This is a genomic window from Flavihumibacter petaseus NBRC 106054, from assembly GCF_000974785.1.
Taxonomy (GTDB): Bacteria; Bacteroidota; Bacteroidia; order Chitinophagales; family Chitinophagaceae; genus Flavihumibacter; species Flavihumibacter petaseus.
In genome coordinates this window covers 2091292-2117311 of record NZ_BBWV01000001.1, presented here as the reverse complement: position 1 = coordinate 2117311, position 26020 = coordinate 2091292, and the positions used below count along the sequence as shown (strand labels likewise).

The window sequence follows — 26020 nt, the reverse complement described above, 5'->3', positions numbered from 1 at the left end:
TTAGAAGTCAAGGTTTATACCGAAGGAAAATTTCCGCTGGTAAGGATATTCCCAACCATATCCATCTGACACAGATTCAGGATCCAGGTATTGTTTGATCGAAGAGAATTCATACAGGTTTTCACCACTGAAGAAGAACCGCAGCCTGTTCACATGCATTTTCCGGGTAAGGCCTTCGGGAAGAGAATATCCTACCGTCAGGTTCTTAACGCGCAGGTAAGCTGCATTCAGCATGTATTGCGTTTGCGGGATATCGAGACCAGATCCGTAGTTGTTATCTGCCAGCCATGCCTGCATTACAGGGAAGTGGGCATTGGTGTTGGCATCTGCGAGTCCGGCATCGTTATAGGATTTGGAGTTGTGAGCACGTTCGTCATCGCTCTCCGCCGTACCGCGGTAGAAATCGAGGTTCCAGGGATACACATTCGCATAGGGCTGCTGGTAGGGTCCCCAGTAGAGGTAGTGATGGGGATAGAAGTCCTGCTTCAGTACGCCCTGCAGGAAGAGAGAGAAGTCGAAATTGCTCCAGCTGGCATTGAGGTTGAAACCAACGCGGTACCGGGGACTGGTATTGCCAATGATCTTGAGGTCTTTGGGTTCCATTGCGGAAGTACCCAGTTCAATCTTGTTGTCTTTGTTATAGTCTACATATTTCGGCCAGCCGGGAACGATTTCCAGCGCACCCCAGGGTACAATGGCCGATTCATCCAGGGCGTTGATCTCATCCTGGTTTTTAAACAAACCGTCGTTGGTCAGGCCCCATACTTCTCCCAGTGTCTGACCCTCGTAGAAAGCAGCAGAGAAAGTCTTCGACTGGTTGTCGTATTTCGTGATTTTGCTTTTTGAATCCGAAAGAATTGCCTTTACATTCAATGTTAATGGTTTGGAAGCCACCCGGAAGGTATTGGTATAGGCAACAGACAGTTCCCATCCTTTAGTCTGCAGGTCAGCAGCATTCTGGCGGGGTGCGGTTGTACCCAGTACAGCGGGCAGTTCCTGACTTGGGGCCAGCATGCCGGTAGTGTTGCGTACAAAATAGTCGAAGCCGGCAGTGATCTTGTTATCGAGTACACCAAGATCAAAACCGATATTGCTGGTACCCACTTTCTCCCAGGTATAGTTGTTAGGATCCACCTGCAGAGAGGGCGCTGTTCCCAATACATTGGGGCGCGTACCGTCTATGAGATAGGAAGACTGGGAAACGGCGAGTGACTGAATATAGCCGTAATAAGCTACAGACTGGTTACCCAGCCATCCGTGGGAGGCGCGTACTTTCAGGGAAGAGATCACCGGAGATATTGGCCTCCAGAAATTTTCTTCGCTTACGATCCATGCACCGGATACAGAGGGAAAGAAGCCCCAGCGGTCAGTAGACGGGAAACGGGAGGAGCCATCCATACGGCCGTTTGCTTCCAGGATATAACGGCCCTTGTAGGCATAATTGATCCGGCCGAACAGACTGCGGATAGCATAAGAATAATAGCCTTCATATGCGGTTGTATTCACCTGCATGTCGCCTGTGGCCAGGCCGATATAGGGAACAGAAGAAGAGATGAGGTTGGCACGGCTTACATAAACCGGATCCCACTCATATTCTTCCTGGTTGTATCCCGCAGTTACTTTGATCGCATGATCTCCGAGTTGTTTGTTGTAGTTGGCGTAGAAATCGTACACGTATTGCTTAACCGTGGCGTTGGTTTCCGCCACGGAGCTCGTACCGCCTTCAGCCCTTACATCATTGGGACCGTACCCGATATTGTACGGAAGGTATTGTGTGCTGTAGTTCCACAATTCCCTTTTGAAGCTCGCATCAGCGGTAACCTGGAGGTCACCATTGAGGAAGGTCGCAACACCCCGGAGGATGTTCTGGAATCCGAAACGGGTCTGCACATTCCGGCCGCCGTCAACGAGCTTCGAAGCGAGGAAACCGGCAGTATTGTTGCCCCAGGTGCCGTCGGGGTTCTTCACTACGTCGGTGGGCTGGGTATAGTAAACGTCGGTAACGTTGTAAGTAGGCTGGTTGCGTTCCAGCTGGTAAACGTTGAGGTTGTTGCTGATCTTAAGCCACGATAGTGGCGAGAAGTCGAGTTTTCCCCGCAGCCCATAGCGCTTCCAGTCGTCGCGGGCGATGGCGATCAGACCGTTCTCATTGGTGTAGTCAGCAGAGAGCAGGTAGCTGATGGGGCGTTTGCTGGCGGTGCTGGCAGCGCCGCTGAAACTGAGCGTATGGTACTGAGAAAAGCTGGACTTGTTGAAAAAATAATCATTCAGGTTGGAGTTACCCATATAAGCCCATTTGGTGGGATCATTGGGATTCACCATCGACTCCGGCGCGGACGAAGGATCATCAGAGCGTTGTTTGGCCCAGTCATACTGCCAGGATTCGTAATTCACATAATCCCAGGGGGTATTGTTGGTAGAGGTCTCCAGCACTTTCATGTAGATATAGGGATCCGTCACCGGATCAGGAAGCACAGTGCGTTTCGACCAGGCGAAATAGTTATTGTAGCTCATGCTCTGGCGTTGCTTACCGCCCTGCTTGGTGGTGAGCAGGATAACGCCGAATGCCGCTCTTGCACCATAGATCGCGGCGGAGGATGCATCGCGCAAAACAGAAATAGAAGAGATGTCAGCAGCATTGATGCGCAGCAGGTCATCCGTAGTAGCCGCGATGCCATCTATGATAATAAGGGGCGAGCCGTTGTTATCATTAATGGATGCAAAACCGCGGATATTCAGTTGCGGAGTAGAACCGGGTTGACCGCCATTGTAGGTAATATTAAGACCGGGACTCACCCCCTGCAATCCCTGGAACACGTTGGCAATGGGACGTTCGGCAAGCTTTGCCCCCGAGATATGATCGATGGCACCGGTGAGGTCTTTTTTCTTCTGCGTTGCAAATCCCACTACCACTACATCCTCCAGGCTGCTGAGTTCCTGTTTGAGGGCGATATCCCCCCCGGTAAAATCGGCAAGACGGGTGGTGCGGTAGCCTACAAAACTCACTTCTATGGTTTCACCGGCTTGTACAGCAATAGTAAACTGGCCCTCGTTACCGGAGAGCACTTTGGTGCCTGATTTGAGGTTGGTAACGGAGGCTTTTGACAGTGGAACGCCGAGGCTGTCCAGTATGCGTCCGGATACTTCTTTCCGAAGTTCCTGGCCGGATACGGAAACGGTCCCGCACAGGCATAGCAATGCCCATAAGATTAGTTTCAGTTTCATCTTTCTCATTTTAATGACAGGTGGCAGTTACGCTCCGGGCGTGTACTAACCGCCTTAATCGGTGCCAAAACTAGCAGCAAGGCGGCGCACAAACCCGATTTGACGCATTACCAAATCGTTAATTAGTTTGATTGAATGTTCATTCAATTTAAAATTATATAATCACAATGATTATTTCAAAATAAAATATGGATATTACCATCCGGAAGGCGAAAATTTCTCTCCTAAACCGATTGCATCAAGAAAAAAGATGTAGCATTGCGACGCTGCATTTGCAAACTAACATTCATGGGAAGAACCAGTTTAAAAGAACCCCGCCAGAAGGAAATCGTCAAAGCTTTCTATAAGCTTTCCAAGAAAGAAGGATTGGAAAATGCATCCATTGCAAAAGTTGCAGAGCTGATGGGCGTAAGTCCCGGCCTGATCATGCATTACTTCAAAACGAGAGAACACCTGCTCTATGCACTGGTGGAATTTATTCTCGACAAATACCTGATCATCTTTAAGGTACCGGAACAGGCAGACGGAAATTGCCGGAACCAGTTGGTAACGGTGATAGATAATCTGTTCTCCAATAAATGGAATGCGCTGTTTGACGATGGCGTATCCTATAGTTGTTATGCGCTGGTATTCCGGGACAAGACCATCAAATCGAAGTATAAAGACGTGCTGGATCAGTTGCGCAATACACTGGAAGGCCTGATTGTACAATGTGTAGCGGAGAAAAGGATCACCTGCGCTAATCCGGCTGCCATTGCAGATATGATTTTTGTACTGGTAGACGGGGCATATTATTACCTGAGCCTTACCAGCAGTAAGGAGGAATATGCGAAGCGGTTGCAGTTGTACAAACGCTACGCGCTGGATCTACTCCATCTTTGACCGTTTCATTCCGTTACCCCTCAGCAAGGCAAACACTGCTACTGCCGCCCAAACGCCATTCACCAGGATATTGGAAGTATCCTGCAGGTACCAGGCATGCCCTATCAATCCCAATCCCCCAATAATGTTCAACAGGTGGTAAAGCCGCTGTGATGGTTTGATATGACCGAAGCAAAGCAGGATATACCCCGTTAAATAGGCGATGGTTCCCAGCCAGCCCAATCCTGCCATCAACATACTATTGTTCATATGATAACCCCTTTACGCTAATATAGCGGAGGTTCCCAATAACGGCCAACGCAAACGATTGTGTATGGGAACTATTCAAGATCCGTTCTATGTAACAGGTTGTCTTTCAGCGTATAGATATGGTTAACAATTTCGTCATAAATGATATTTCCCTGGAGATCTTTTATCTTTTGCTGAACAATCACCTCCAATTACATATCCCCTTCGAAAGCTTTGGGCCACTGAACTTCCGGGTGCATCACGGATAATGCCTCATCAATTTCCCTTGCGGCATTAGATATTTTGTTCCAAGTTACTGGCTATACGCTATTTTAGACATCATGAACAGATTGCTCGTCCTGCTTTCCTTCATCCTGTTGACTGCCCCGGCAGTTTCCCAGAAATCCCTTAAAGTGATGGTTATCTTCGCTCACCCTGACGAAGGCGAAATCTATACAGGAGGTGTAACCGCACTGTATACGAAAATGGGGCACCAGGTAAAATTCATGTCGCTGACCAATGGCGATGCCGGGCATCATTCCATGAAACCTGCTGACCTGGCGAAGATGCGTTACCAGGAAGCAATGGAATCAAAAAAAATCCTTTCCCTCGGTGATTACGAGGTACTCGACTATCACGATAAATTCCTGAAAAATACCAGGGAGGTGCAGGACAAAGTGATCAAAAGCATCCGGGAATGGAATGCGGATATCGTGTTTACCTATTACCCGGCAGATGGCGGACATCCCGATAATATGACTGCAGGTTACATTGTTCGGGAAGCGGCACCACGGCTGCAAATGGCCAAAACGCCCGTGTTCGTGTACATCCGCGATTTTCACACCATCAACTTTTCCTATATTCCGGATTTTGCAGTTGGCATTGATGCCGTCTGGCAAACAAAACTCGCCGCCTGTGCTGCGCAGAAATCGCAGGTGAATGAAGCCATCCCCTACAAAATGGGCATACTGGAAGAAGTGAAGGCCAGCCCTGAAAAACAGAAAAAACTGGTTGAAGAAAACACCTACCCTTTCAGCAGTGTAACCAATATCAATATGCCGGCCCTCGCGAAGTGGTACGGGTCGCAGACAGCATCCGTCAAATATGCAGAAGCATTTGAAATAGCCGAATTCGGCAGGCAGCTTAAGGCATCTGAAATGAGGGAGATGTTCCCGATGCTTCCCGGCAAATGATGCTTATGAATGCGTTTATCACATGCATATCCCTAAATTAGCACCCGAATTACCCAACTTAAGCTTCCTTTAAAATAATCATGAGAAAGTCCCTCCTTTTCGCCGCTTCCTTATTCGCATTCGGATCCGGCAGCTTCGCCCAGGAATATGTTCCGTCCAAAGAAAATATAGCAGCCCGCCAACAGTTCCAGGACAATAAATATGGGATGTTCATTCATTGGGGATTATCGAGCATGCTGGCGGATGGCGAATGGGTGATGAACAACCGCGATATCAGGGTGGAGGATTACAAGAGGTTGCTCCATGCATTTTATCCCGCCGATTTTAGCGCTGCGCAATGGGTGTCCACCGCCAGGAATGCCGGGATGAAATACATCGTCTTTATCACCCGGCACCACGACGGATTCTCCAACTGGGATACCAAATATTCAGACTGGAAGATCACCAACACACCCTATGGAAAGGACGTTCTCCGGCAACTGGCGGACGAGTGTAAAAAACAGGGTATCAAACTGGGGTTATACTATTCAACGCTGGATTGGTCCCGCGAAGACTACCCTCATGAGACCGGCAGAACAGGACAGAAGGCAGGTCGCTCTGAAAAAGGAGACTATGCTTCCTACCTGCAGTTCATGAAAAACCAGCTGACAGAATTACTTACCAATTATGGCGACATCATGTCCATCTGGTTTGACGGCCACTGGGATCAGACAAACCCGGAGGGCAGTGAAGACCGGACATCACGAATCGACTGGAAATACAACGAGATCTACGGCCTGATCCATCAGTTGCAACCGCAGTGCATGATCGGCAACAATCACCACCTGAGCCCAATCCCGGGAGAGGATTTCCAGATGTTTGAAAGAGATCTTCCTGGTGAAAACAAATCTGGCCTGAGCTTTCAGAAAGCCTCTACTGAGGTTCCCGTGGAAACCTGCGAGACCATCAACGGATCCTGGGGCTATAATATCACCGACCGGCATTTCAAAACACCCACCCAGGTGATTCGGCTGCTGGCGGGCGCTGCCGGCCGCAATACGAACCTGCTGCTGAATGTAGGGCCAATGCCGACAGGACTGATCCAGCGCGAATTTGTTGACTCCCTGGCCATTGCCGGAAAATGGATGCAGCAATACGGCGAAAGTATTTATGGCACCAGGGGCGGCCCGATCGCTCCGCAACCATGGGGTGTATCCACCCGCAAGGATAAACGCATTTTCATTCACCTGTTCCAGGCGCCCACGGGAAGAATGATCCTGCTGCCGGGCTTTACAGAAAAAGTGCAGTCCACCCGCCTGATGGGAACCGACAAGGCAGTCAAAGTGCAATCCTACAAAGAAGGATTGATTGTTTCGGTAGATGGCGTAGATATACAGGGCCCGGATACTGTGGTTGAATTGCTGCTGAAATGATTGAACTAAGTGCCCAGGAACTGGGAACAATATCTTGTTAGGCATCTTCAGGTGCATTCGGCCGTCTCCTGCTTTAAATCACACGTTCCCGATTTCGTTGATCAATCCGGTAAGTATTTCGCTCGTAGAGCGGCGGCTGTACCCGGTGATGGATTGCCCCAGCCAGATGCTTACAAAATCAACATTCGCTCTCGCCTTTGCCAATTTCCGCAATTCGCCGGTGAGTTTATTCTGGTAGGGATAGGGAAGTATATAATCGGAATTGTCCAGCGACTCCGTGAAGAAATTTTTAATTCCCCTGGCATAGCGACCCGAGAAGCTCCTAGTCAGCACGATATCAGTTTCCTTCACAGTCGTTAATCTTTGCTTCTCAAAATCCTTTAATGCGCTTTCAGCTGACCCGATCAGCATGCTTCCTACCTGAACCGCCTGGGCACCCAGTGCCTTTGCAGCCTGAAATGTTTTGGCGTTATAAATGCCGCCTGCATAGATGAGGGGCACTTTTACAGTCCCGGACACCTGCGCCAGCAATGACAGTCCTCCGATCTGCGGAATGTAGTCTGATCCGAATGCTCCCCGGTGACCACCTGCTTCAATGCCCTGCACACAGATTACATCAATGCCGGATTGCTCCAGCAATACAGCTTCTGCCACTGAAGTGCAGGTTCCGATAAGGACAACATTGTTGCTTTTGAATTTCCGGATAGCGGGCTTATCGAGATTACCGAACGTGAAGCTCACGATTTTACAATCTGAATCAAGAACAGCGTCAATCTGATCATGGTAAGTACCAATCTCCAGCTCATCGATTCCCGGAAGTGCCACCTCCATGTCATATTGCTTTGCCAATCCTTCAATAAAAAGTTTTGTGAGCGCGTATTTTTCTCTCAGTTCAATAGTCAGTTCGGGAACTTCATTCACAAATAGATTGGTAGCAAATGGACGACCCGATAACTGTTTCGTGGTCCTGATTATTTCGCGGCATTTTTCTGCGGGCAGGTCACCCAGGGGAAGTGATCCGAGACATCCGGTATTGCTGGCCGCGGTTACCATTTCAGGAGTCGTAACGCCATACATGGGCGCCTGAACAACAGGATGTTCAATATTGAGGAGCCGGGTGAGATTCATCATGATAAGTTGTCTATGAAATAAATGTTCACAAAGGTCCGGTTTTGTTGTATCACATTCATTCAGCAATTGTACCAATACCGAACAGGACCCAATAATTTTCTCATTTAATCTTAACGTTATCAACAGGTTATAAGCTGGCATGTTTTTGACGGCATGTCTATTCAAACCCGTCATCGCATGTTCAAGAATCACTTCAAGATCGCCTGGAGAAGTCTCTGGAGAGACAAGCAATTCACGTTTCTCAATGTATTTGGACTGTCGGCAGGGCTGGCAAGTGTCTTACTGATCTTTCTCTGGGTGACCGATGAAATGGGATTTGACCGGTTCTTTGTCAACGACGATCGTTTGTATTCCCTGCTGGAAGGAACGGTCGGTCACGGCGATGTCGTTTACTCCGAAGAATCTACCGGCAGATTAAGCGAAGCGGTCAAAATGAGCGCTCCTGAGGTGGAATATGCAGCAGCAATTGCCCCTGCAAAATGGTTTGCCCAGAATACCCTGACGGCAGGTGACAGGAACATCAAAGCCAATGGCCAGTATGCTGAGCGCGACTATTTCAATATTTTTTCTTTCACCCTGCTCCAGGGAAACAGCAATTCAGTACTCGCCAGTAAAAATGCGATCGTACTCTCAGATGAACTGGCCATGAAACTATTTGCAACAACCGATGATATCATCGGCAAGCCGGTCCGCTTCGACCATGACACGACGTTCTACGTGTCGGGTGTTTTCCGGAAAGTTCCCGCACAGTCTTCCCAGCAGTTCGACTTTGTGCTCTCGTTTGACTATTTCAAGTCGGTAAAAGATTGGGTAACCAGCTGGAACGCGAGAGGGCCCCAGAATTTTGTCCTGTTGAAAAAAGGTGCAGATCTCACTGCGTTCAATAAAAAAATTGAGAACATTATCGGTAAGAACTCGGGCAGTGATGACCGTAAAGTCCGTGCCGAAAAATTTTCCGACGGCTACCTGTATCGTTATGACAATGACACGTCCCAAACCGGCGGCAGGATCGCCTACGTAAAATTATTTGCCCTGCTGGCGGGATTTGTATTGCTGATCGCCTGTATCAATTTCATGAACCTTTCAACAGCGAAAGCCAGCCGGCGGCTGAAAGAAGTGGGTATCAAAAAGATCGTTGGCGTACGGCGCGGACAGCTGGTTTTGCAGTTCCTGTCGGAATCCTTTCTGCTCACAGTATTGTCGATGCTGCTGGCGGTTATGCTGGCTGTATTCCTCTTACCGCAATTCAACCAGGCTACCGGTAAACAAATACAACTGCAGTTTACCCCCGCGCTTGCGACCGGCATTGTTATCATCGGCGTGATCACAGGATTCTTCGCAGGTAGTTACCCCGCGCTGTACCTGTCCGGCTTTAAGCCTATCACTATCCTAAAAGGCAAGCTGAACACACCGCTTGCGGAGCTGCTTTCCCGCAAAGGGTTGGTGATCTTCCAGTTTGCCCTGTCAACCATCCTGATTGTGGCAGTGACGGTGGTATATCAGCAAATCATGCATATCCGCAATATCAACCTTGGCTATAATAAGGAAAATATTGTCCGTTTCAGTGCAGAAGGCAGTATCCTGAAAAACGAAGCCGCTTTCCTTGCCGCCATCCAGGAAACGCCCGGGGTGGTGAATGCAGCGACCACATTTCACAGCATCGTAGGCCGCAAATACAGCGACGGACTGAACTGGCCGGGGAAGGATCCCGAACAGGATGTATACTTTGAGGTCTTTAATGTGAGCCAGAATTTTATAAAGACTATGGAGATGCAGGTTCAGACCGGCCGGGGATTCTCACCTGATTTCGGCATGGATTCGCTGAACATTGTGATCAACGAAGCGGCCGTAAAGGCCATGGGGCTGAAAGATCCGATCGGTGCTGTAGTTCAGTTCCATGGAAGCAACCGGCAAATCATCGGGGTGGTGAAGGATTTTCATTTTGAATCGATGCATGAGTCGATCAAGCCTGCATTCCTAACCTTGTGGAAAGGTGAAGGTTCTGTGATCGCCCGGATAAGCGGGAACAACCAGCAGGAGACTATTGCAGCCATTGAGCAGCTTTATAAAAAGTACAACCCGGATTTTCCGTTCACCTATAGTTTCCTGGATGAGGCCTATCAGAAACAATATGCCTCAGAAACGCGTACGGCTGTATTGTCCCGTTATTTTGCTGGTTTGGCCATCGTCATTTCCTGCCTGGGATTGTTCGGATTGACTGCATTTATGGCGCAAAAAAGAAGAAAAGAGATCGGCATCCGGAAAGTGATCGGTGCCTCTTCTGCGGAACTGGCAGCCATGTTGTCGAAAGACTTCCTGAAACTGGTGGGTATTGCGATGCTGATTGCTTTCCCGGTATCGTGGTGGATCATGCAGCAGTGGTTACTTGGGTATGCTTATAGGATCAGCATTACGCCAATGATATTCCTGGTTGCAGGTGTTGCGGTAGCATTGATAACCCTGGCAGTGACGGGCTTTCAGACAATAAAGTCGGCACTGGCAAATCCCGTGGAGTCGCTGAGAACGGAATGAATGTTTAGGGGTTTAGAAGTTTAGTTGTTTAGTTGTTGGTGCCCGGTAATGAAACGTCACGTAGTATACTGTGATGTGTCAGGAAATGAAATCCGAAATGACAGCCCACACGATCAGTGATGTGATTACATCCCGCAGGTCAACAGCGAGTACTTTGATAGCGTTATAGATGGTGTTATAAGCCGTCTTTACGGTCATGCCGGTGATTTCTTCGATCTCGCGGTAATCTTTGTTCTGATAGAATTTCAGTTCAATAAGTTCCTTCTGTCGGTCGGTCAGCTTCGATAACGCGGCCTGCACTTTCCTCCTGGTTTCATCTGATTGCTGCATAGCGATCAGGATCTCTTCATAGGAAGTTTCGGAAGATGAATAGACCTCCGGATCTTCCACCATGATCACCTGGCGTGGCTGCTCCTTCGTATGGAAGATATTCCGGCGAATGCAGGCAAAAAGATAAGCCCGCACATTTTTTACCGGCTTCAGCCGGCTATGGCGCTCCCAGATATTAAGAAACACATCATTAATGGCATCTTTTGCCGCATCCAGGCTGCCGGTAAGCTGAACCCCATAACTCAGCAGGTCTTTATAGCTGTACTCATATAAGGCAAGCAATGCATCGGCATCGCCCGCTATCATCCCGTTCCATAAGACGGATAAATCCTGATGTTCAGCTGCAGTCAATTGGTGGTGTTGCGGCATGAATTTCCACGAGTTTAATATGCTTTTCTTTCCGCAAACGATTGCGCTATTTCGTAAAAATCCGCTCCGGGCTTTGGGAAATCCTGGCGCATTTTCCCTTCTTATATCGAAGCCATATCTAAAAACAGGTTCATGAACGAATACGCACCGAAGTCCGCAGCCGATCTGCTGGCAGATGAGTCCTTTCTTTTGTACTGCTCAGGTGATGAAAAGGCAACGGCAATCTGGGAACAGCAGCTACAGCTGGATCCCGCCTTGCGCGAGGTCGCTGCAGAAGCAAAGCGCCTCCATAACCTGGTGAAAGCAGAACTGACCGACGCCGGCGCAGCTACCCGATCATTTAAAACCTTGTTGCCTCCCGCTGCAATACCCCTTTACAAAAACAGAAACCTTTTGCGCCAACCCTGGACCCGCATCGCCGCTGCAATAATACTGCTGGCAGTAGCTGGGGGCGGCATGCGATTGTTGATGAAAGACAAAACAGAACAGCCCCAACCCGAGCAATCGATCACCAAAAGCAAGCCGGCGGAATCAGATGCAATGCCTGGCAGTAATATCGCCACCCTGGTGCTTGCCGATGGCTCCAGCGTAGTACTCGACAGTGCCGCCAACGGCGAGATTGCGAGCCAGGGCAACAGCCGCATCATCAAGTTGCCCAATGACCAGATCCGGTATGAAACAGCAGCTTCGTCCGCCTCCATCGGATTTAATACCATCCTGACGCCAAAAGGCGGACAATACAAACTGGTACTCCCCGACGGCACTGGTGTCTGGCTGAATGCCGCATCCTCGCTGAAATACCCCACCGCTTTCACCGGCAGGGAGCGACGTGTAACTGTTACCGGTGAGGTTTATTTTGAAGTAGCCAAAATGAATAACCGGATGCCATTTGTCGTGGAGAAAGATGGCCTGGAAATCAGGGTATTGGGCACCCATTTCAATGTGAACACCTACGCTGACGAACCACAGTTTAAGATCACCCTCCTGGAAGGAAGTGTAGCCATCAGGAACAAAAGCATGGCTAATCCTATAGTCCTCGTGCCGGGTCAGCAGGCCAGGTTCGCCGGCGAAAACGGCAGCGGCAGCAATACCGGCAAGCCGGAGCTGTTGAGCGATGTCGACGTGGAAGAGGTCATGGCCTGGAAGAATGGCCGTTTCGATTTCAGCAATGCCGATATCCAGACCATCATGCGACAGATTGCGCGCTGGTATGACCTTGAAGTGGTTTTTAAAGGAACTGTACCGCAACGCCAGTTTGCGGGTAAGATCACCCGGAACACCAACCTGTCCAACGTTTTAAAGATTCTCGAACAGAGTAATATTCATTTCGAAGTGGAAAACAGAACGATTGTAGTAAAACCATAAACCCCACTGCCATGACATTGTAAAAATCCCCCCCGCAGCACATAAGAAACCGGATTCCATTGGCCTGGAATCCGGCAATATCTGGGCTTGCCGACAGAACATCGCGAACCGTCTTTAACTCACCCAAACAATCAAAACTATGCAATTTATTGCTACAGGGAGTCCTCTGGCCCAGCACCAGGGCCCAGGGACGCTCCTCACCAAAACACTGTTAGTAATGAGGCTAACCATTTTACTGCTTATCGTCACCATGCTTCAGGCCAGGGCCGCCGGATATTCCCAGACGGTGTCCCTGAAGGAAAAAAACGCAAAACTGGAATCGGTCTTCAAAAAGATCGAGAAGCAGACCGGCTTTTATTTCTGGTATGAGATCAAAAGCATCCAGGATGCGCCAAGGATCAATATCGACCTGAACAACCTGCCACTGAATGAAGCCCTAAACAAATGTCTTACCAACCTGCCTTTCGAATACACGATCGTAGATAAGACCATCGTGATCAGGAACAAACCAGCAGCTACCCCGCCTGCACTGGTTGCCGTCATTCCGCTCGAGCTTACCGGCCGGATCGTTGATGAAAACCAGAACGGACTCGCAGGCGCTTCAGTCAAAGTGAAAGGAACCGATATCGGTACGGCTACCGATGCCGACGGAAGGTTCTCCCTTACTGTAACCCGCAGGGAAGGCACACTGGTCATTTCCTTTGTCGGTTATGAACAGGTAGAAATCCCCATGAACAGTCCACTTGACCGGATTGTGCTGCAGCGGAAAATCTCTGCCGCTGAAGAGATCGTAGTGATCGGTTATGGTGCTGTAAAGCAGCGCAACCTTACCGGTGCTGTTTCCAGTATCAAGAGCAAAGACATGAACACCAGCGTGAATGCAAATTTCCAGCAGGCATTGCAGGGAAAGGCTGCCGGTGTACAGGTGATTCAACCAACCGGCCAGCCGGGCGCAGGAGTGCGTGTGCAAATCCGCAGCAACCCCTCTGCTGCAAATGCCGGTGTACTTTATGTAATAGACGGTGTTCCTGTGAATGATGCAGCCGGTCAGCCCAGCATGGGCGGCAATGTCGGCGGCTCAAAATATGGTTATGGCGGGGTAGATAAATCACCCCTGAACTTCATCAATCCCAATGATATCGCTTCTATTGAAATCCTGAAAGACGCCAGTGCCGCTTCCATTTATGGTGCGCGGGCGGGTGCCGGTGTAGTACTGATCACCACCAAAAAAGGCGTTGAAGGAAAAGCGAAGATCGATTATATGGGCAGCTACGGTATCCAGCGCGTGGACAAAATGTATCCCGTATACGGTGCAAAAGACTACATGACGCAACGCAACCTGTTAAGAGAAGAAATGTGGTACCGCGATAACAAGATCGCACCCTTCTACGGCACCGTGGATGCCGGCACCGTCAATCCCTATACGCCGGTCTACAGCCAGGCAGAAATTGATGCTGCCAGCAATGCAGACAAAACAGCTACCGAAGCCATTACCCAATCCGGATATACCCAACAACACAACCTTTCGTTATCTGGCGGAAACGGAAAGACCTCCTACTTCGCTTCCGGCAACTACTTTGACCAGAAAGGTGTGATCATCGGCACCGGTTACCAGCGTTATAATGGTCGCATCAATATCGACCAGGTCGTATCCGAGAAGATCAAACTCGGCGCAAGTGTGATCCTTTCGAATTCCAACGCTGACAATACCATTACCGGAGGACAGAATGAAAACGGCGGTATCGTCACAGCAGCGATCTACTGGGCACCCAATATTCCCTTGCAGAATCCGGACGGCTCTTATCCGCTGAGCCCCTATTATCCCAATATCCCGAACCCGATCTCCTACGGTACCGTTACCGATAAAACAGCATCCAACCGTTCCCTGGCGAGCGCATATGGAGAATGGAAGATCATAACCGGGCTCAAAGCCAGGGCCAAGTTCAGTTATGATCATTCTTCTTCAAAACGCTCTACCTATTTCCCGCGGACTTTCTATTACGGGCAACAGGCTAACGGCGCTGCAAGCATCGCGGAATCGGAAGCCAAATCCAAATTGCTGGAGTATACTTTCTCTTATGACAAAGCAATTGGCACAAGCCACAACATCAGCGCTGTAGCAGGATACAACTACCAGCAAACCAACTGGGAAGGCTTTAATGCCGCTAACCAGAATTTCCTTTCTGATGTGGTGCTGTATTACAATCTCGGATCCGGGCAGGCTTTACGTCCGACCGTGGGGTCAAGCCGGGCACAAACAACCTGGGCGTCTTATTTCGCCCGTGCCATTTATACCTATAATGGTAATATCACCCTGCAGGCTTCCATCCGGAGAGACGGTTCTTCCGTTTTCGCTGACAACAAAAAATGGGGTTACTTCCCCGGCGTATCTGCCGGCTGGGTTCTTTCTGATGAATCCTTCATGCCCAACCTGAATGCAGTTTCCTTCCTTAAACTCCGTGCAGGATACGGAGAAACCGGCAACAGTGAATTCGGCGCATCTGCCTTTCAGCAATACGGTACTGCACAAAGCCCCCTTTTTGGTACGGGTGCTGTAAATTCCGGCCTGATCCTTACCCGCGATGCGAATCCCAACCTCACCTGGGAAACTGCGGGCGAACTGAATATCGGTCTTGACCTTGGTTTCTTCAATAACCGGCTCAGCGCCTCTGTTGACTATTTCAACAAAACCATCCGCAACCTGATCACTTTCGTTCCCTATCCCTCCGGATTCATCATCAATGGTGTGTACCGGAATTCGGGGAAAACAAGATCGACAGGATATGATATCGCCCTGCAATCAAAAAACATTGTCGCAAAAAAATCAGGCGGACTCACCTGGTCAACCACCATCAACTTTTCTCATTATCTCAATTACTGGGTGGAGCGTTCCCCTGAGGCGCTGGCAGTGCTGAACAAATACGAAGTTGCCAGCGGAAGGGATGCCCTCTTCAATCCCATCTTCGGGATCGGCTCAGAGGGCATTTTCAAAGGCGGCACAGGCAAGGAGCCCGGACAAATGGCAGGCATGCTGCCCGGCGGAATTATTCTGCGGGACATTCACGGCTATGATGCTTCTGGCAACCTGACAGGCCCCGATGGTGCTATCACTGCCGCCGACATGACCTATCTCGGCAATGGCGATCCCCGGTTCAACTTCGGATTCGGCAACCAGTTCACATTTAAGAACTTTGACCTGAATATCTTCATGTCCGGTCTGGTACAGAAAAAATGGTCGCCTTATGCAAATGGCCGCGCACAGGAAAACACCACCAATTCGTTCGGCTTTAATGCCATGCCGGTGTCTTCCACACGATGGACCTTCGCCAATCCTGACGGAAACTTTCCTACTGCATTGTCTGATTCTAAATATGTAGGATACCAGAACAGCGCGGATTACTGGCTGGTGGATGGCTCCTTCCTGCGTTGCAGAAATATCACCCTGGGGTATACAATGCCGCGGACGCTGATGGCGAAACAAAAGCTGTTTACCAATGTCCGCCTCTCCTTCGATGTTCAAAACCCATTCACATTCACCAGCTATCCCGGCCTCGATCCGGAACTGAATACTGACAATTTTTACCCGCTGATCAAGAGTTATGTATTCGGACTCAACGTTGGTTTCTAACAAGTAAAACAAACATCAAATGAATTTATCAATCAATATATCAGGCAGCCGTGTCTTGCTGGCAGCGGCTGTGATAACAGGAATGTTGCTGGGCACCTCCTGCGAAAAGGGGCTGGAATACCAGAGCTATGGTGATCTCTCCGATGTGGTGAATACACCTGAAGGTGCGGTTGCCGCAGTTAATGCAGCCTATACCGGGTTGGCAGGTGGAAGTGACTGGCAGGGTGGATGGACTTCCGGCACCTATGCCTGGCGCACCCAGGCGATGATGACCACCGACGAAGGCGTATGTGCCTGGGGTGGCAACTGGCCCATTATGCATACCCTGAATTACAATCCGGATTTCGACTGGGTAACCCACAACTACAACCGGTACATGCCTTATATTTCACGGATTGCCATCGCGATCGACGGTATTCAGAAAGCGGCCATCAGCGATGACCTGAAGAACCGTTATGTCGGGGAACTTAAAGCGCTCCGTGCGCACTACGCACAATTATTGTATTTCAACTATGGCCCCATTACCATTGTGACCGACCCGGCTGTAGCAGCCGATCCTAAGGCACCATTCCAGCCGCGTCCGGCTTCAGCTGATGTAGCCGCACAGATTGAAAAGGATTATACCGAAGCTGCAGCAAGCCTGCCCGACAAATTCACCGGGCAGGATTACGGCCGGTTCTCAAAGGCAGCCGCGCTGACCGGACTGATGAAACTGTATATGCACGAGAAGAACTGGAGCAAAGCCGTATCCACCGGTCAACAGCTGCAAACGCTCGGCTATTCACTGGCTGACAATTATGAAGACAATTTCAGCATACAAAACAAAGGTGGTAATTCTCCGGAAGTGATCCTCGCCGTGGTTTGTTCCCCTACTTCCGGTGACCAGTACACGAATATGTGGCTCGCGCATTCATTGCCTTCCGACTATGTTGATCCCTCCGGCATTCCACTTACTGCCTGGGGCGGTTACAAGATGCGGTGGACATCCTTTGACAAATTTGATCACACTGACAAGCGGCTGAAAATGCTGATGGAATCCTATCCCAACGGTAAGAATGCCGACGGTTCCATCAAATACCGCAACGCCCGTACAGGCGGCGATATGGGAGCCGTTCCCATGAAGTTTTCACCGGACCCTTCCAAAGCCAATTCGCAGAACAGCGCAGTAGACTTTCCTATTTATCGCTATTCAGATGTACTGCTGATGCTGGCGGAAAGCATCAACGAAGCCAATGGTGCGCCAACCGCTGAAGCATATGCTGCAATTAATGCGGTACGCGAAAGAGCCGGATTGGCCGATCTGCCGGACGGGCTTTCACACGATGTGTTCCTGGAGCACCTGCAAAACGAGCGCCTGTTTGAATTGTGGGGTGAGGGCTGGAGGAAGGATGATCTGATCCGCTGGAATAAATTCATTCAACGGGCAATCGATGACGGTTCCACCACCGCCGAAAGCTATAAGGTTCTTTTGCCACTACCCAGGTCTGTGGTGACCCAAAGCAATGGCATAATCGCTCAAAACGAAGGATATAATTAAACGCTCTCAATCTGGTCTTAATGATGGGGGGTGCCTCTTCCGGGGTGCCCCTTTATTTTTTTAATGCGTTCCGAATTTGTAAAAAGATGAAAAACATATTGCGCAAACTTACCCTCTGCCTCTGCCTTCTGGTCCCCTTCAGCTACCTGATGGCACAGCCAGGCGGCAGAAACAAATGCAAACCCGATCTATTGGGAACAAGAAGCTGGATTCGTGTGCAATGGGGTGAATGTCAGAAAGGACGCGAGCTGGCGATTTACTGGTCGACGGACAGTGTTCGTCCTTCCCAACCCGGAGTGATCATCAACAGCAAAGCCGACCGATATTATATCCGAAATGTCCGGCCTGCGACCGACTATTATATCTGGTTAACCAAGGCACATCAGTCGCCCAAAGGTCCTGCGTATTACAGTAAAGTAACCACTACTGCCACCTGGAATATTGACCCGAAAGAAGCTCAGCACCTGGATATTACCAGTAGCCCGGCAGTGCCTGCCGGAATGCAGTTGTGGTGGCATGATGAATTCAACGATTCACTGCTTAACCGCAACAAGTGGTCGACCAACTATTATTCCAATATCGACTACCTGTATGGTGTTAATGCTGCGGAACTCAAAACAAATACTTTACCGCAGCCCGCCTATCGTCTGAACGGATCTACCATCACTCTTTTCACCAATGATTCACTCCCAAAAGAAGTTTATGACAAAAAAAACAACAAGAAGATTTCCTCCATCCAGACCTATGACTGGGCTACCCATGAAAACCTGCTCGACAACAGTCGCGGCGGTTATTTTGAAGTGCGGGTGAAAAGGAGCAGCACTGGTCAGCCGCGCGGGCTGAATACCGCCTTCTGGTTTGATTCTCCCGGACCTGACCTGAAATATTACCTGGAAAAAGGCACCGAACTGAATGGCATAAAAGGCATCCGGCCACACGGACAGGTATTTGAGATCGATGTTTTTGAATACATCAATGCACAGTTTGTTTTACACGGAAATGTTGACACAAACGGCCGCTTCATTCACAATCTTGCTACCCATGTTGCAGAAGGGTTTACCCACCGCGACAACTGGGTAGTGCATGGTATTCTGTGGACGCCAACCACAGTAAAGCATTACATCAACGGAACCCTGATAAAAGCGTACACAGACAAACACCAGCTCTATTCCCCCAACCATTTCATGAATGTTTTCCTGGGGAGTTATGGTGGCGGTGGTTCCGTGAGTATGGAAGTGGACTATATCCGTGCCTACCAATGGCCACTGGAAGGAAATAACGAACTGCCCAATGGCGGTGCGGAGTACAGCAGGGAAATCGTTCCGTGGGAAGGAAATGGAGCCATTTCGCAGGAGGCGAAAAGAAGCGGCAATTCCGGGTTTCTGTTACAACCCGGCGACACACTGGAACAATATGTGTACCTGGATCATTCCACGAGCTATCAACTGAGCTACTGGAGCCGGGGCGGCGGTGAACTTAAAACTGAATGCAACAATATTACTCCGGTTACCGGGGTATTTGAAGACAACATTCCGAAAGTGAACTACCCTTCATCCAGGTTTCAACCAACATCACTTGGTTTTCGCACGAACACCGAGCCCGAAAGAAACAAAAAAACAGTCCGCATCATTTTCACCAACACTGGCAATAAATCCATTCACCTGGATGACATAACACTTAGTAAAGTACAAAACCCCGGAAATAAATAATCCCGCTACTTTTTCTTATAAAACGAAAGCTTTGTTGAAACCGCCGGAGTGCTTACCTCTGAGTTGGTGAAATAACCACTACCGTCACGCGCGAATCCTACGCCCTCACCAATTGGTTCGTTTCCGGCATACGGAGCGATTTCCGGCGCTTTCTCCAGGGCCACTGTAATACTGCTGTTGATTGTCCTTTGCCAGTACCAGATATTTGACTTATTGCGCAGTAATATTTCCTTTCCATCCTTGCTGATATCGCCGGCAGTAAGCAGGTCAAACGGTGTGTTGAGAACAGGGGTCAGTGCAGTAATTTCACTGGTAGATTGTGGCCAGGCAGCCTTATAGAGGGTTGACTTTCCCCCTTCTTTTGTTGCAACAAAAATATCCCTGGTCAGCGGGTCGATCAGCATTGTCTCCGCATCGTATGGACCACCGGGGTATTTCAGAACCAACCGGTCAACATTATTGATATGTATTTCAGTTGTCGCCGAAACACTGGATAGTTCGGGCTCTTCGAAACGATAGATCACGATACTGCTGCGCAGCTTGTAGTTATCCCCGATATCGGCAAAATAGATATAACTCTTTCCTGGAACAGGACCGGGACCAACACTGATATCTTCAGGATTCAAGGTACTAATGCCATCCAGCACAATTATGCCCAGGTCTTCTCCATTTGCATTGGTGATGATGACCGGCTCATTCATGTTGTCATTATGCATATACAGAATGCCTGGATTAGAGATGCTTGCTGCAATTCCGGAAAGCTCGGCATTGTCCTGCTGCTGGAATGGAACCGTTAGTGGATCAGGAGAAAAAAGTGGTGATATTTCCAGCTGGGTGAGATCGTAAGCCGCAGTGGGAACAGTATCCGGGGGCGGAGGTCCTGGGGGATTGTCGGTTTCTCCGGATTTGGAACAACCGGAGAAAGCCAGGGCGGTGCCGACTACAGCCACGATAACATACAAACGCATATAATATTTTAAAATCTGTAAAAATAGGACAATTCGACAATACCGGTTATCTTTCTGCTGATTCCTTAACAACCTTATCCATGAAGCAGTTAATAACCTCACTTTTTTGCGTTGTTATATTATTTAGCTGTAACAAAGATTCCGTTATCGATAACCCGGATCCCAATCCCGATACCAAAACGGAACTACCCACAATTATTACAGATCCCTATTCGGATTTTACCCGTTTCTCAATTACTGTCAATGGTACGTTAAAGGATTCAGGATCATCAAAGATCATTGAAACCGGATTTGTCGTTGATACTTTTGCCGCGCCAACCCTTGAAAAAAACCTGAACATTTTAGTAAGGCCAACAGACTCTTATGGCAAAATGCAGGTAATTATCACCAATATCCCGGCCGGGAAAAAATATTACCTGCGTGCTTATGCCAGAAACAACAAAGGCGTCGCATACGGCAATGAAATCACGTTCAGCTCCCTTGCTGAGAAAGTGTATTTCGGTAGTATTACCCTGTCGACACAACAGGAAGTAATTGAATTTGGAAGAGGACATTACACCACAATCAACGGGTCGCTATTCCTGACCGGATCAATAACAGATTTGGCTCCATTGAAAGACCTCGCCATAATTGACTATGCGTTGGAAGTAACAAACACGAATCAGCTGACAACGCTAAATGGAATGGATAGCATTATGGCTGTTGGAGCTGCTGGCTTTTTCCATGGCATGCGCTTTGAAAACAATACTGCGCTGAAGGAATTGAATGCACTGAAAAATCTTACCAGCAATAATGGTCCGCTGATTATTGTGAACAATGATGAGCTTACTGATCTCTCAGGATTTGACAACATCACCTACAATTCGTTTGGCAATATAGATATCCAGCTTTGCGAGAAATTAACGTCGCTGCACGGTCTTGAAAAACTAAATTGGCTTGATGGAGGTATATTGATCTCAGACAATCCAAACTTAACTGACATTTCCGCATTTGGCAACCTCAGCGTGGTAACCTGGAATATCAGGATCTACGGAAATCCGGCACTCCCTGATCTCCATGGCTTCGAAGGGCTCCACAAATTAGATGGCCTGGAAATCTCCGGCAATGCGGTTCTTGCTGATATTAGCGGACTTATCAATATAGACTCAGTTGATAATGGCATCTTGCTCACAGGTAATGAAGCGCTCAGGGACCTTACCGGTCTGAAAAATCTTAAGGAAACACCTGACATTGTAATCAGGGAAAGCCCGGGCCTGTATTCTCTGAACGGGCTCCAGAATATAAAAAAACTGAGCAGGGGAATCACGATCGCGAATACCGGCGTGACAAGCCTTGCAGGTCTGGAAAACCTGGCTCAAGCATCCAGGCTCGAAATAATCTTCAACGAAAAGCTGAAAAATCTCCAGGGATTAAATGGCTTTACGTCAGCACCGGGGTATGGATCAACTGTTATTGTCTCAAGGAATGATCAACTCGAGAGCCTTGACGGCCTTGAAAAACTGAAAAATGTGGATGGTCAGATATATATGGGATTCAATCCATTATTAAACAACTTCTGTGCGCTTAAAACTTTAGCGCTGACCGGATGGAATGGGGCATTTATCCTTGAAGGGAATAACACTAACCCAGGAATCCAGGAAATCGCAAACAATTGCCAATAGGTCAGCCCGTCAGGTAAGCCAGCCCGTCGTTCACAGATTCACTGAGGTCTTTAACCGAATTTTTCCGGAACATTTTTTCAAGTATATCGCGGGCCTCTTTGTACTGGTCATGCAGTGGACAGGGGTGTTTGGCCGAACATTTCTTCAGGCCGAGTCCGCACTCACGAAACACTTCATCGCCATCTATCGCCTGAACAATATTGATCACGGGTTGCTTCAACTGGTCGCGGGAAATATAGAAACCACCGGAAGGGCCTTTAAGGCTGTTGATGATCTCATGCTTCACTAGTGTTTGCAGCAACTTACCCACCGTGTGGTCACTGGCATTGATATATTCGGCGATCTCCTTGATTCCGGCCTTCGTATCCGAATCATATTTTGAAGCCAGGTAGATGACGGCCTTGATAGCATTCTTGCAGGTCAGACTCAGCATACTTCAACGATTTAAGAATCTTTTCCCTTCGGGAGAGATCCGCGAATGGTCCCAGGGTGGATCAAATGTCTGTAAAACAGTGATACCTGCGAATGGAAATGTTGCTTCCATAACGCGGGCAATAGCATTGATCAATGACTCTCCCATAGGACAAAATCGGGCAGTGAGCATCATCTGCACAAAGATCTTCCCTGCCGCGTCATCAAAATCAACCTGGCAGATTAGCCCGAGATCCACCACATTCAGACCGAGTTCAGGATCGACCACTGACTCCAACGCTGCCAGTGCAATGGTACAGCGGAGCGTATTATTGGTGATGACGTCCATGAAACACCAGTTTAAAAACATTCAGGTTGTAACAAAAGGCTGCAGTGACTAGTAGCGGGGCGGAAAAATTCAGCACTATTATGTTTTTCCAGGCCAGTCCCGTAGCAAAAAGCAGGAAGCCTGCCAGGTAAGTCAGCGCCATCAGCCTGAAAAGCCGGTGACTGAAAAGATCAGCCGGCTGGGGCGTTTTTTTCAGACCGGCCTGGTGCTCGTACACCTTGCTCCACACAATAAAGGGCAGGGTCTTGAAGGTCATTCCCAATATGATGCTTGTCAGCCAGCCGAAAAAGATGGCAAAGCCATAAACCAGGGGGAGAACGGGGCTGTTCCCTACAACGGCCGAACCAATGGAAATCACGGCTATTATAAACAGCGGAAGAAATGCCATCAGGATGGAAAGAATCGATAACCGCATCTGGCCATCCACTCTCTTACGAATCCTGGATTGATATACCCGGAAGCAATACACCCCAAAAATCAGGAGAGCCATGGCGAGAGGCAGGATAGCGATCTTATGCCATCCCGATTCCGGAAACCGGACAAAAAGGAATACAAATAACAACAGTCCGCCATTGATCAGCGCATACATCCACCACAACTGTGAAGTATTGGAATACTTACTCAACAGGAACATCGGGACCAGCCTTGAACCCACACCTGCTACCAGCAACAGGAACCAGCCAATCACACCAAGGTGCATGTGGAGCGACAGGAAAGCCAGGGAATCCCGGGAAAGAAAAGGATCGGTGAAATTATACAACAGCAGCAGGCCCACGCCTGTGGTTAATAACAACCAGCAGGCAGCCGTGAGTACAAATACAGCCTGAATGCTCTCCTTTCCGCTTTTCTGCACACTCAGCACAACATTCACTACATAAAGTGACACCGCGACATTGATCAGGATGCCCCCGGCTTTAGCGGGCCAGCCAAGATCAAAAACATAAAATCCGTATACCAGCAGCGGAATGCCCATGGCGGCCAGTACAAAACACAGCATAGCCAGCGTATTGCTATATAACCTGCCTTCAATCAGCACTGGTATCAATTGATGACTTGCGCCAAGTATGATCATAGTTCCCCAACCCAGTGCCATAGCGTGGGTGATCGCCAGTACATGCGGCTGAAAATAGTGACCGGTCATAGCACCGGTAGAGCAGGCAAGCAGGATCGTGGCCGCCAGTAATGCTATGGCGGCATAGCCATAAAAAGGCAGGACTACTGTATGGGGAGTGTGTTTCACCGGAAGATCAGCATATTAAGTTGTTCCTCGTTCACTCTATTCACAACGTACCTGAACTTCCTCGATGCCAGTTCGGGCAAAAGGAAAACCGGCAGCCGCTTATGATACACAAAAAGTGCTTCATCCGCAGCCAGCCGGTCCAGTGATTCCAGGATGGTCATCATAGGTAGCGGCATTTCAAGATGCCTGACATCGACCGTTTTCATGTGTCCTGCATATGCTACTAAAATATCGTCCCAATTGTCGTCCGATCCGAATGCGGCTTCTGCCTGCTCCATAGAGCCTGTTGCTGCAGCATCCCGGAGATAGAAGAATGTCTCAACAAGGTCATACCCGGCTTCTTTTGTAAAAGAGCCGAATCCCTGTTTTTCCAGCAACTGCACCAGCGGGCCAGGGTAAAAACTGTTCACAATCTTCAGCAACTGCCCGCTCTTGAGACTCCTGGTATGCCTGACGATCAGGTTCAAGGGATCATTGCCTGCAGCGATCAACGGTCTTACGTCAAGTGTGATTACCTGCTCTGGCGAAATATGATGCACGAACAGCGGGATGACATCCTCAGCAATCACTTCAGTAGCACCGTCAGCTGCATGTTCAAAACCCAATGGCCGGAGTTTTTCAAAGAACGCATCAGGATGGCAACCAGCTACTTTGCTGGCCATGGCAATGGTCGTTCTTCCCGCCATCAGCTTTCTCAGTACCGGGTTCCGGAGTTTCTCCAGTCTCGGGTGAATACTGACGATCGCCTCAAGCGCTTCCGGATGCATTCGCAGCAAAGCAGCAATCCTGGTTTGGCCATTGATCGTCATCACAACCTGCAACTATTTGTGGCACTTTTACTGTTGTTCTTCTCAAGCTGAAGTGCTTTCGGAAAAAGAATATTGTTCTCCAGGTGGATATGGATATGCAGATCAGCTTCGAATTCCTCCAGCAACCTGAACAGTAAACTGTAGCTTGCACAGGCATCTTCCGGAACTGCATAGTTGCGGGAAATTGTCCGGATCGTTTCCAGGTGCTTTCCTGCGAGCTCGTGTTCCATTTCCATCAGGCTGATGGGTTGCTGCACCGAATTGAAAGGAGCCACCAGCAAAGCTTCTCCTTTCGCCTCTGCCTGAACCAATCCCTTGATATATGGGAACAACACCCGCTCTTCCTTGATCAGGTGGGCAGACAGCTCCTCATTTATTTCTGTCACCAGTGTATTGATCCCCTGCAGTTCAGGATGGCTGTTGCCATGCACCCCGGCAACTTTTGCGGCCAGCCTGGTCAACTCAGGCAGCGTCTTCCTCACATATTTATGATGGGTATTTACAATATAGTCAGCCAGGAAATCCAATGGCCACTCATCATAAGCCAAAGCACCTCCGGCAGGGTATTTATCAGTATGTTGCAGTTCCTGTTCAATCTTCACCACATCCAGTCCCTTTTCGGCACAGGCTTCTTTCACTGTTTTCCTGCCGCCGCAGCAAAAATCCAGTCCGTATTTTCTGAAGACCTCAGCCTTGCGCAGATCCCTCGCCGCAATCTGACCCAATGTCTCCTCATTTGCAGCTGGCATCCTCCGGGTAATATTAACCGTCCACCACTGCGGCCCCTGTTCCAGGTATTCCCAGGTAAAAACATTTCCCCGCTCTCCCAGCAACTGGTAATATAAAGGCTTGGGGTCATGATCATTATAAATTGTAAGCGTCTCACCATCAGGCAGTCCGTCGAAATAACGGAAAATGGCAGGATGCTTTTCTCTTGGCTCCAGGAGCGTTACGTTCAGAAAATTCTCTTGTGAAACAGTTGGCATATAAAAGGTTTTAGCATTAATGTATTGACCTAAAGGTACCTTATTAGAAGTATCG

General features: G+C 48.9%; 19 protein-coding genes. 9 read left to right on the top strand and 10 right to left on the bottom strand.

The window, feature by feature from the left end; translation table 11 throughout:
• Complete coding sequence (locus FPE01S_RS08810; protein ID WP_046368342.1) at positions 1-3225, bottom strand: SusC/RagA family TonB-linked outer membrane protein; 3225 nt, start codon at positions 3223-3225, stop codon at positions 1-3.
• Positions 3226-3513: 288 nt separating this feature from the next.
• On the opposite strand from FPE01S_RS08810, the gene FPE01S_RS08805 reads away from it, so the two are divergent.
• Positions 3514-4107 (top strand): TetR family transcriptional regulator, encoded by a 594-nt coding sequence (locus tag FPE01S_RS08805; RefSeq protein WP_046368341.1) that lies wholly within the window; start codon positions 3514-3516, stop codon positions 4105-4107.
• Here FPE01S_RS08805 and FPE01S_RS08800 read toward each other — a convergent pair.
• Positions 4093-4356, bottom strand: a complete 264-nt coding sequence (locus tag FPE01S_RS08800) for a CBU_0592 family membrane protein (protein ID WP_157473938.1) — start codon at positions 4354-4356, stop codon at positions 4093-4095. The two genes, FPE01S_RS08805 and FPE01S_RS08800, sit on opposite strands and share 15 nt — an antisense overlap.
• A gap of 320 nt (positions 4357-4676) precedes the next feature.
• On the opposite strand from FPE01S_RS08800, the gene FPE01S_RS08795 reads away from it, so the two are divergent.
• Both FPE01S_RS08795 and FPE01S_RS08790 read left to right on the top strand, forming a co-directional pair.
• A complete protein-coding gene (locus tag FPE01S_RS08795) occupies positions 4677-5528 on the top strand; it encodes a PIG-L deacetylase family protein (protein WP_052955623.1) in 852 nt (283 codons plus the stop codon).
• An 80-nt stretch (positions 5529-5608) separates the two neighbouring features.
• Positions 5609-6940, top strand: coding sequence for an alpha-L-fucosidase (locus tag FPE01S_RS08790; RefSeq protein ID WP_046368339.1), 1332 nt, complete (start codon positions 5609-5611; stop codon positions 6938-6940).
• 78 nt (positions 6941-7018) lie between these two features.
• Here the strand turns inward: FPE01S_RS08790 and FPE01S_RS08785 are convergent, their stop codons facing one another.
• Positions 7019-8071 (bottom strand): NAD(P)H-dependent flavin oxidoreductase, encoded by a 1053-nt coding sequence (locus FPE01S_RS08785; RefSeq protein ID WP_052955622.1) that lies wholly within the window; start codon positions 8069-8071, stop codon positions 7019-7021.
• Between the two features lie 177 nt (positions 8072-8248).
• On the opposite strand from FPE01S_RS08785, the gene FPE01S_RS08780 reads away from it, so the two are divergent.
• The gene (locus tag FPE01S_RS08780) at positions 8249-10603 is read left to right on the top strand and encodes an ABC transporter permease (RefSeq protein WP_046368338.1); all 2355 of its coding nucleotides are present in this window, start codon (positions 8249-8251) and stop codon (positions 10601-10603) included.
• A 78-nt stretch (positions 10604-10681) separates the two neighbouring features.
• On the opposite strand, the gene FPE01S_RS08775 is transcribed toward FPE01S_RS08780, so the two are convergent.
• Positions 10682-11302: an RNA polymerase sigma factor gene (locus FPE01S_RS08775; protein ID WP_046368337.1), complete on the bottom strand. Its 621-nt coding sequence runs from the start codon at positions 11300-11302 to the stop codon at positions 10682-10684.
• A gap of 132 nt (positions 11303-11434) precedes the next feature.
• On the opposite strand from FPE01S_RS08775, the gene FPE01S_RS08770 reads away from it, so the two are divergent.
• The 4 genes from FPE01S_RS08770 (at position 11435) to FPE01S_RS08755 (ending at position 19541) form a co-directional block, all read left to right on the top strand.
• Positions 11435-12667 (top strand): FecR family protein, encoded by a 1233-nt coding sequence (locus FPE01S_RS08770; RefSeq protein ID WP_052955621.1) that lies wholly within the window; start codon positions 11435-11437, stop codon positions 12665-12667.
• Positions 12668-12884: 217 nt separating this feature from the next.
• Positions 12885-16295, top strand: a complete 3411-nt coding sequence (locus FPE01S_RS08765; RefSeq protein ID WP_169749145.1) for a TonB-dependent receptor — start codon at positions 12885-12887, stop codon at positions 16293-16295.
• A gap of 19 nt (positions 16296-16314) precedes the next feature.
• A complete protein-coding gene (locus FPE01S_RS08760; RefSeq protein WP_083990178.1) occupies positions 16315-17832 on the top strand; it encodes a RagB/SusD family nutrient uptake outer membrane protein in 1518 nt (505 codons plus the stop codon).
• 86 nt (positions 17833-17918) lie between these two features.
• Positions 17919-19541 carry a glycoside hydrolase family 16 protein gene (locus FPE01S_RS08755; RefSeq protein ID WP_052955620.1) on the top strand — a complete coding sequence of 541 codons (1623 nt, stop codon included), beginning with the start codon at positions 17919-17921 and terminating at the stop codon, positions 19539-19541.
• 5 nt (positions 19542-19546) lie between these two features.
• Here the strand turns inward: FPE01S_RS08755 and FPE01S_RS08750 are convergent, their stop codons facing one another.
• Positions 19547-20509, bottom strand: coding sequence for a hypothetical protein (locus tag FPE01S_RS08750; RefSeq protein ID WP_052955619.1), 963 nt, complete (start codon positions 20507-20509; stop codon positions 19547-19549).
• 80 nt (positions 20510-20589) lie between these two features.
• Here FPE01S_RS08750 and FPE01S_RS08745 point away from each other — a divergent pair, with 80 nt between their 5' ends.
• Positions 20590-22170, top strand: coding sequence for a receptor L domain-containing protein (locus FPE01S_RS08745; RefSeq protein WP_046368335.1), 1581 nt, complete (start codon positions 20590-20592; stop codon positions 22168-22170).
• A 1-nt stretch (position 22171) separates the two neighbouring features.
• Here FPE01S_RS08745 and FPE01S_RS08740 read toward each other — a convergent pair whose 3' ends face one another.
• The 5 genes from FPE01S_RS08740 to ric are packed head-to-tail and all read right to left on the bottom strand — an operon-like array spanning position 22172 to position 25965.
• Positions 22172-22603 carry an RrF2 family transcriptional regulator gene (locus tag FPE01S_RS08740; protein ID WP_046368334.1) on the bottom strand — a complete coding sequence of 144 codons (432 nt, stop codon included), beginning with the start codon at positions 22601-22603 and terminating at the stop codon, positions 22172-22174.
• A 3-nt stretch (positions 22604-22606) separates the two neighbouring features.
• Positions 22607-22930, bottom strand: a complete 324-nt coding sequence (locus tag FPE01S_RS08735) for a metal-sulfur cluster assembly factor (RefSeq protein ID WP_046368333.1) — start codon at positions 22928-22930, stop codon at positions 22607-22609.
• A complete protein-coding gene (locus FPE01S_RS08730; RefSeq protein ID WP_046368332.1) occupies positions 22911-24170 on the bottom strand; it encodes a hypothetical protein in 1260 nt (419 codons plus the stop codon). The genes FPE01S_RS08735 and FPE01S_RS08730 overlap by 20 nt, the downstream gene beginning before the upstream one ends.
• Positions 24167-24979: a DUF2249 domain-containing protein gene (locus FPE01S_RS08725; RefSeq protein ID WP_046368331.1), complete on the bottom strand. Its 813-nt coding sequence runs from the start codon at positions 24977-24979 to the stop codon at positions 24167-24169. Before FPE01S_RS08725 ends, FPE01S_RS08730 begins: the two co-directional genes overlap by 4 nt.
• Positions 24979-25965, bottom strand: a complete 987-nt coding sequence (gene ric, locus FPE01S_RS08720; RefSeq protein ID WP_046368330.1) for an iron-sulfur cluster repair di-iron protein — start codon at positions 25963-25965, stop codon at positions 24979-24981. The genes FPE01S_RS08725 and ric overlap by 1 nt, the downstream gene beginning before the upstream one ends.
• Between the last annotated feature and the right edge of the window lie 55 nt (positions 25966-26020).